General features: G+C 67.2%; 6 protein-coding genes and 1 rRNA gene. All 7 read right to left on the minus strand.

Annotation, left to right across the window (positions count from 1 at the left end):
- Nucleotides 1–5: 5 nt before the first annotated feature.
- Nucleotides 6–950: an FHA domain-containing protein gene (locus K377_RS14395; protein WP_111663689.1), complete on the minus strand. Its 945-nt coding sequence runs from the start codon at nt 948–950 to the stop codon at nt 6–8.
- A gap of 82 nt (nt 951–1,032) precedes the next feature.
- Nucleotides 1,033–1,908, minus strand: a complete 876-nt coding sequence (locus tag K377_RS14400) for a DUF881 domain-containing protein (RefSeq protein WP_111663690.1) — start codon at nt 1,906–1,908, stop codon at nt 1,033–1,035.
- A 5-nt stretch (nt 1,909–1,913) separates the two neighbouring features.
- Nucleotides 1,914–2,246, minus strand: coding sequence for a small basic family protein (locus K377_RS14405; protein WP_111663691.1), 333 nt, complete (start codon nt 2,244–2,246; stop codon nt 1,914–1,916).
- Nucleotides 2,243–3,145 carry a DUF881 domain-containing protein gene (locus K377_RS14410; RefSeq protein WP_111663692.1) on the minus strand — a complete coding sequence of 301 codons (903 nt, stop codon included), beginning with the start codon at nt 3,143–3,145 and terminating at the stop codon, nt 2,243–2,245. Before K377_RS14410 ends, K377_RS14405 begins: the two co-directional genes overlap by 4 nt.
- Before the next feature lie 87 nt (nt 3,146–3,232).
- On the minus strand, nt 3,233–5,728 hold the full coding sequence (locus K377_RS14415) for a mannose-1-phosphate guanyltransferase (protein WP_111663693.1): 2,496 nt from the start codon (nt 5,726–5,728) through the stop codon (nt 3,233–3,235).
- Nucleotides 5,729–5,842: 114 nt separating this feature from the next.
- A complete protein-coding gene (locus K377_RS14420) occupies nt 5,843–6,451 on the minus strand; it encodes a CDP-alcohol phosphatidyltransferase family protein (RefSeq protein WP_111663694.1) in 609 nt (202 codons plus the stop codon).
- Nucleotides 6,452–6,583: 132 nt separating this feature from the next.
- Nucleotides 6,584–6,700, minus strand: a 5S ribosomal RNA gene (gene rrf / locus K377_RS14425).
- Between the last annotated feature and the right edge of the window lie 155 nt (nt 6,701–6,855).

The following is a 6,855-nucleotide window of genomic DNA, read 5'->3' on the forward strand; positions in this document are numbered from 1 at the left end:
GTGGGTCAGATACCTCGCTGGGTCGCCGCGTAGAAAACCAGCCGGTACTTGCCGATCTGCACCTCGTCGCCGTTGTTCAGCGTCACCGAGTCGATGCGCTCACGGTTCACGTACGTACCGTTGAGGCTGCCGACGTCGGCGACGGTGAACGAGCCGTCCTGGAGGCGACGGAACTCCACGTGGCGGCGCGACACGGTCACGTCGTCCAGGAAGATGTCGCTCTGCGGGTGACGGCCCGCCGTGGTCAGCTCGCCGTCGAGGAGGAAGCGGCTGCCCGAGTTCGGACCGCGCCGCACCACCAGGAGCGCCGAGCCCAGGGGCAGCGCGTCGACCGCGGCCTGCGCCTCGGGCGACAGGGTCGGAAGCTGCGTCTGACCGGTGGCCTCGGGGTCGTAGGACTCGAGACCGGAGATGGAGATCGTGGAGGTGGTCTCCGACGGCCCCTCGGCCGCAATCCCGCCCCGCAGCGGCGCACCGCAGTTGGAGCAGAACCGGCTGTTCTCGCCGTTCCGGTTCCCGCACCTCTGACACACCAGAGCCGACATGGACGGATCCTCCTGCCGCGGCTGCCCCGCGGGGGCTTGGGACGCGTACGGGCCAGGGCCAAACCCTCCACCCGTACTTGAGGTTGACGGTTCCCCGAAACCTATGCGGCCGGAACCGGCAGGGTCAACAGCCGACGCGCCCTGTCCGCCCGAATTGTCACCGCCGACCTGGTCCCGGAACAGCGGGCGCTCGCCCACCTGCGTCTCCGGCACGTCTCCCTGGCGCGACGCACGGTGACGACCATCCTCACGTGCGCTCTTGCCGAACAACTTCGCAAACAACTTCACGGGCGATTCCCCTTGACCGAAACAGACCCGCCCGTGGGGCAGGACGAACCCTGACTGCACACATCGGCGTACATCACGAACACGGACATCCTCACAACGTCCGTATCCGCCAAACAGTTTCCACCACGCACCCCGCCTACGGTGCGCCGACCCCCCGCAACCTCATGCCCTCGCACTACATCCCCCATGCACATACGCCTCACTGGGAGGACGACCGAGCGTAATCAGGCTGTCGCGCCGCCCGCAAGGCGTCCACGACGATCTTCTCCGAACGGCTCACATCCACGGTGGCCTGCTCCTTCTCCAGCGTCTGCACCACACCTCCGGGGATGTTGAGGGCCGGTTCGAGGTCCTGCGGTTTGCCGATGACCTTGAAGGTGTACGGCTGAGTGATCTTGTGTCCATCGACGCTGACCCCCTTCCCTCCGGTTCCGTCCGTCAGGTACGTGTTCGCCACGACACGCACCCCGTTCACCTGGATCGCCTCGGCGCCGGCGGCCCGCAGCTCCTGGATCGCGTCGAGCAGCATGTCCGCCTCGACGGCGCTCTTCGGATCCCTGACGGTCATCGTGATCCCCGGGCCCTGCGCCGCCACGGTTCCCGCCAGAATGCCGAGTTGACGTTCCTTCTCGACCGTCTGCTTACGGGCCTCCTCGGCCTGGTCCGAACTGTTCTCCAGTTCGGTGCGCTGGTCCTCGAGACCTTGCTTCTCATCTTCCAGACGCTGAGTCCGGTCATCGAGTTCATCGAGGATGCGCACGAGATCTTCCTGACGCGCACCGCGCAGCGCACTGTTGTCGCTGTTGGACCGCACCTGGATGGCGAGCCCGAGGCCCAGGACGAACAACAGCACGGCGACGGTGAGTTGAGCGCGTGACACGCGCGGCGGCCACAGTCCCTTCACCAGCCGCTGACGCCCGGTCAGCTGCGGTTCGCCCACCGGCTCCGGCCGGGCCTCGTCCGGCGCGGCCGCCCGCATCTCCGCCGGCAGCTCCTCGCGCAGCCGGTACGTGGGCTCGGCGCCCTCCGGAGCCTCACGGGGCTCGGGGTTCTGCGGAGTCTCGTCCGGATTCATCGGCCTCACGCCCGGAACACGTGCCGCCGGATGGCGGCGGCGTTGGAGAAGATCCGGATGCCGAGCACCACCACGACACCGGTCGACAGCTGCGCGCCCACGCCCAACTTGTCGCCCAGGAAGACGATCAGCGCGGCCACGACGACGTTCGACAGGAACGACACGACGAACACCTTGTCGTCGAAGATCCCGTCCAGCATGGCGCGCAGCCCGCCGAACACCGCGTCGAGCGCCGCGACGACGGCGATCGGAAGGTAAGGCTCCACCACCGCCGGAACCTCGGGACGGATGAACAACCCGACCACGACTCCGACGACGAGGCCCAGTACGGCGATCACGATGTGCCCTTCTGCTCTGCTCTCGGCTGTGCTGTACGTACGATCACGCTGGGCGCGGCGGGGATCTTGACGTCGTCCTGCGTGGAAATGCTGTTCCGGATCCCGAAGTTCTCCGTGAGGGCATGCAGGTACAGCCCGTCGGAACTGTTCTGGAACCGCGTGCTCAGCCGCTGCCCGTCCCCCACCGCGAGCACCGTGTACGGCGGCACCAGCGGCTTGTTGTCGACCAGTATCGCGTCACCGGCGGCCCTGATGGCGGACAGGGCGGTGAGCCGCTGCCCGTTGATGCTGACGGCCTCGGCCCCGGACTCCCACAGGCCGTTGACGACGCGCTGCATGTCCCGGTCGCGCACCCGGCCGGTGTCGGAGAAGTCCGCGCTCTCGCGCGGTCCTCCGGTACCGCTCTGCGCGGATTTCGCGTCGTCGACGACGAGCTTCACGCCGGGCCCGTGCACGGCGACGGCCCCCGACAGCATCCCCACCAACTCGCCCTGCTCACCGCCGTGCTTCTTCAGCGCCTCGCGCTGCTTGTTCCCCACGTCGGTGCGGAGCGAGTCGACCTGGCCCTCCAGCTTGTCGGCGGACTCGCTCTCCTGGTCGATACGGTCGATCAGCTCTTCGCGTTCCTTGGCCACGACCGGCGCCGCGATCCGGGCCTGGGCGGCCCCCACGGTGACGACCAGCGCGGCCAGCACCAGGCCCGCCGCGAGCCCCAGCTTCGCCCGCAGGGTCTTCGGCAGCCCGCTCTGCCCCTGAGCCCGCTTGCGGGCCGCGGCCTCCGCGTACCCGTCGTCGAGGCTGTGGTCCATCACGTTCGTCAGCAGCGACATGGACGCATCGGGGCGCCTGGGGCGCTTGGGGCTGCTCCGAACGGGGTGCTGCTGCGGCATGCCGCACATCGTCGCACGACGTGCCCGCTACCTCCGAATGGCCCCACGGACGAACCGGCCACCGTCGCACTGGACGGTGGCCGGCCCGCCGCCGGCTCAGCGGCCCGCGCTGTCCACGACGGCGGTCCACTCGTCGAGCAGCTGCTGCGCCGAGGCGTCGTCGGGGCCCTCGGCCCACAGGTGGGTCACGGCCTCGGCCGGGTCGGGCAGCACCATGACCCAGCGTCCGTCGGCCTCGACGACCCGCACCCCGTCGGTGGTGTCCACGGACCGGTCACCGGCCTCCTCGACGACCCGGCGCATGACGAGCCCCTTGACCGCCCACGGGGTCGCCAGGTCCCGCTTGAGCACGTGGGCCCGCGGGATCCGCGCGTCGATCTGGCTCAAGGTCAGCTGGGTCCGCGCGACAAGACCGATGAGCCGGACGAACGCGGCGGTCCCGTCGAACACGCTGCTGAACTCGGGCACGATGAATCCGCCGCGCCCGTCGCCGCCGAAGATCGTCCCGTCGTCGCGCCCCACGCGCGTGAGGTCGTCGGGCGAGGTCGTCGTCCACTCCACCTGCGTCCCGTGGTACGCGGCGACCTGCTCCGCGATCCGGGTGGTGGTGACGGGCAGCGCGACCCGTCCGCTCCGGCGATCGGCGGCCACGAGGTCGAGCATCACGAGCAGCGCCCGGTCGTCCTCGACGATCCGCCCCTTCTCGTCGACGAGCGACAGCCGCTCACCGACCGGGTCGAACCTGACACCGAAAGCGGCCCGCGCCGAGGCGACGATCTCCCCGAGCCGGACGAGCCCGGACCGCCGCGCGTCGGCGGTCTCCGTGGGCCGCGACTCGTCGAGCCCCGGGTTGATGGTCAGCGAGTCGACCCCGAGCCGCCCCAGGAGGCTGGGCAGCACGAGCCCGGCACTGCCGTTGGAGGCGTCGACGACGACCTTGAGGCCCGCGTCGGCGATCCCCGTGGTGTCGACGTTTCTCAGCAGCGATCCGGTGTACGAGTCGAAGACGCTGGAGGGGAAATGCAGGTCCCCGATCTCCCCCGGGAACGCCCGGCGGTACTCCTGACGTGCGTACACGCGGTCGAGCTTGCGCTGGCTGCCCTGGGAGAGGTCGGCTCCGCGCTCGTCGAAGAACATGATGTCGACGGAGTCCGGTACGCCGGGTGTCGTACGGATCATGATCCCGCCGGCGCTGCCTCGGGCGGTCTGCTGGCGGGCCACCGGCAGTGGCACGTTCTCCAGGTCCCGTACGTCGATGGCGCTGGCCTGCAAGGCGGAGATGACGGCCCGTTTCAGCGCCCGCGCGCCACGGGAGTGGTCACGGGCGGTCGTGACGGTGGACCCCTTCTTGAGGGTCGTCGCGTACGCACCCGCGAGCCGCACCGCGAGTTCCGGGGTGATCTCGACGTTGAGGATTCCGGAGACCCCGCGGGCCCCGAACAGATGGGCCTGACCGCGGGACTCCCAGATGACCGACGTATTGACGAAGGCGCCGGCCTCGATCGTCTTGAACGGGTAGACCCGCACATTGCCCTGGACGATCGATTCCTCACCGACGAGACATTCGTCGCCGATGACGGCACCGTCCTCGATCCGGGCGGCCCGCATGATGTCGGTGTTCTTCCCGACGACGCAGCCGCGCAGATTGCTGTGCTGTCCGATGTAGACGTTGTCGTGGACGACGGCCTTGTGCAGGAAGGCCCCGCTCTTCACGACGACGTTGGACCCCACGACGGTGTGTTCGCGAATCTCCACATCGGCTTCGACCTTGGCGTAGTCACCGATGTAGAGCGGCCCGCGCAGCACGGCGTCCGGATGCACCTCGGCACCCTCCGCCACCCACACACCCGGAGAGATCTCGAAGCCGTCGAGTTCGACGTCGACCTTTCCTTCGAGGACGTCGGCCTGGGCCTTCACATAGCTCTCGTGGGTACCGACGTCTTCCCAGTACCCCTCGGCCACGTATCCGTAGACCGGCTTGCCTTCCTTCATCAGCTGCGGGAAGACATCGCCGGACCAGTCAACGGGCACATCGGCTTCGACGTAGTCGAAGACCTCGGGCTCCATGACGTAGATGCCCGTGTTCACGGTGTCCGAGAAGACCTGTCCCCAGGTCGGCTTCTCGAGGAACCGTTCCACCTTGCCCTCTTCATCGACAATGGTGATGCCGAATTCGAGGGGGTTGGGCACGCGCGTCAGACATACGGTGACGAGCGCGCCCTTTTCCTTGTGGAAATTGATGAGCTCGGTGAGGTCGAAATCGGTCAGAGCGTCACCGGAGATGACGAGAAACGCATCGTCCTTCAGCGCCTCCTCCGCGTTCTTCACGCTTCCGGCGGTGCCGAGTGGCTTCTCCTCGTTGGCATAGGTGAGCTCCATTCCGAGCTCTTCGCCGTCTCCGAAGTAGTTCTTGACGAGCGAAGCCAAGAACTGAACGGTGACTACGGTTTCGCTGAGCCCATGCCGCTTGAGCAACCTCAGCACATGCTCCATGATCGGCCGATTGGCGACCGGCAGGAGCGGCTTGGGCATACTCGAGGTCATGGGGCGAAGGCGCGTGCCTTCGCCTCCGGCCATCACGACGGCCTTCATGTCGGAAGCGTCCTCCTTGAGAGACGACGGTCTGACCGACTGCGCTCGTCAAGTATCACTCACCACGGTGAACAGCGGGAGCGCCCTGGCCTCATCCGACGCTGGATGGCGAGCTCAATCGGCCGTGGAGTCCGCTCTGACAAGGCGGCGGACCTGGACCACGTAGAGGATCCCTGCCCACCAATACAGCGTTGTACCCCATCCAGCGAACGCCCATCCGAAAATAGCAGCGAGTTCGTGGATCCAGCCACTTCCGTCGCTGAGCAGCAAGAGCGGGAAGGCGTACATCAGGTTGAAGGTGGCCGCCTTGCCGAGGAAGTTCACCTGGGGCGGCGGATAGCCGTGCCGCCTGAGGATCCCCACCATCACCAGAAGGACCAGTTCTCGCGCAAGCAGTGCAGCCGTCAACCAAATGGGAAGAATGTCGCGCCAGGTCAATCCGACCAGGGTGGACAGAATGTAGAGCCGGTCGGCCGCGGGATCGAGCAGCCGGCCGAGGCTGCTGATCTGATTCCAGCGGCGCGCGAGCTTCCCGTCGAGATAGTCGCTGACACCGCTCAGCGCGAGCACGAGCAGCGCCCATCCATCGCTCTTCGGCCCACCGAACTCCGGCCTGAGGATCAGCCACAGGAACAGGGGTACGCCGACGAGCCGCGCCATGCTGAGGATGTTCGGGATGGTGAGGACCCGGTCTGTCTGGACACGGGTCTCCTGGACCTCCACCCGGGGGCCTCCTGGGTAATTAAGCCAACGATGCCCCCTGACTTTACCCTCAGCCCTGCCCGGCGGACGCGAGGGGTCCCCTCAAACGCAGAAAGCCCCCGTGCCAATGGCACGGGGGCTTTCTCAAAATTTGTTCGGCGGCGTCCTACTCTCCCACAGGGTCCCCCCTGCAGTACCATCGGCGCTGTAAGGCTTAGCTTCCGGGTTCGGAATGTAACCGGGCGTTTCCCTCACGCTATGACCACCGAAACACTATGAAACTGACAACCGCACCACGCCGTGACCATGGCATGGGGTTGTTCGTGGTTTCAGAACCAACACAGTGGACGCGAGCAACTGAGGACAAGCCCTCGGCCTATTAGTACCGGTCACCTCCACACCTCACGGTGCTTCCAGATCCGGCC

Source organism: Streptomyces sp. PsTaAH-137, from assembly GCF_003259365.1.
Classification (GTDB): Bacteria; Actinomycetota; Actinomycetes; order Streptomycetales; family Streptomycetaceae; genus Streptomyces.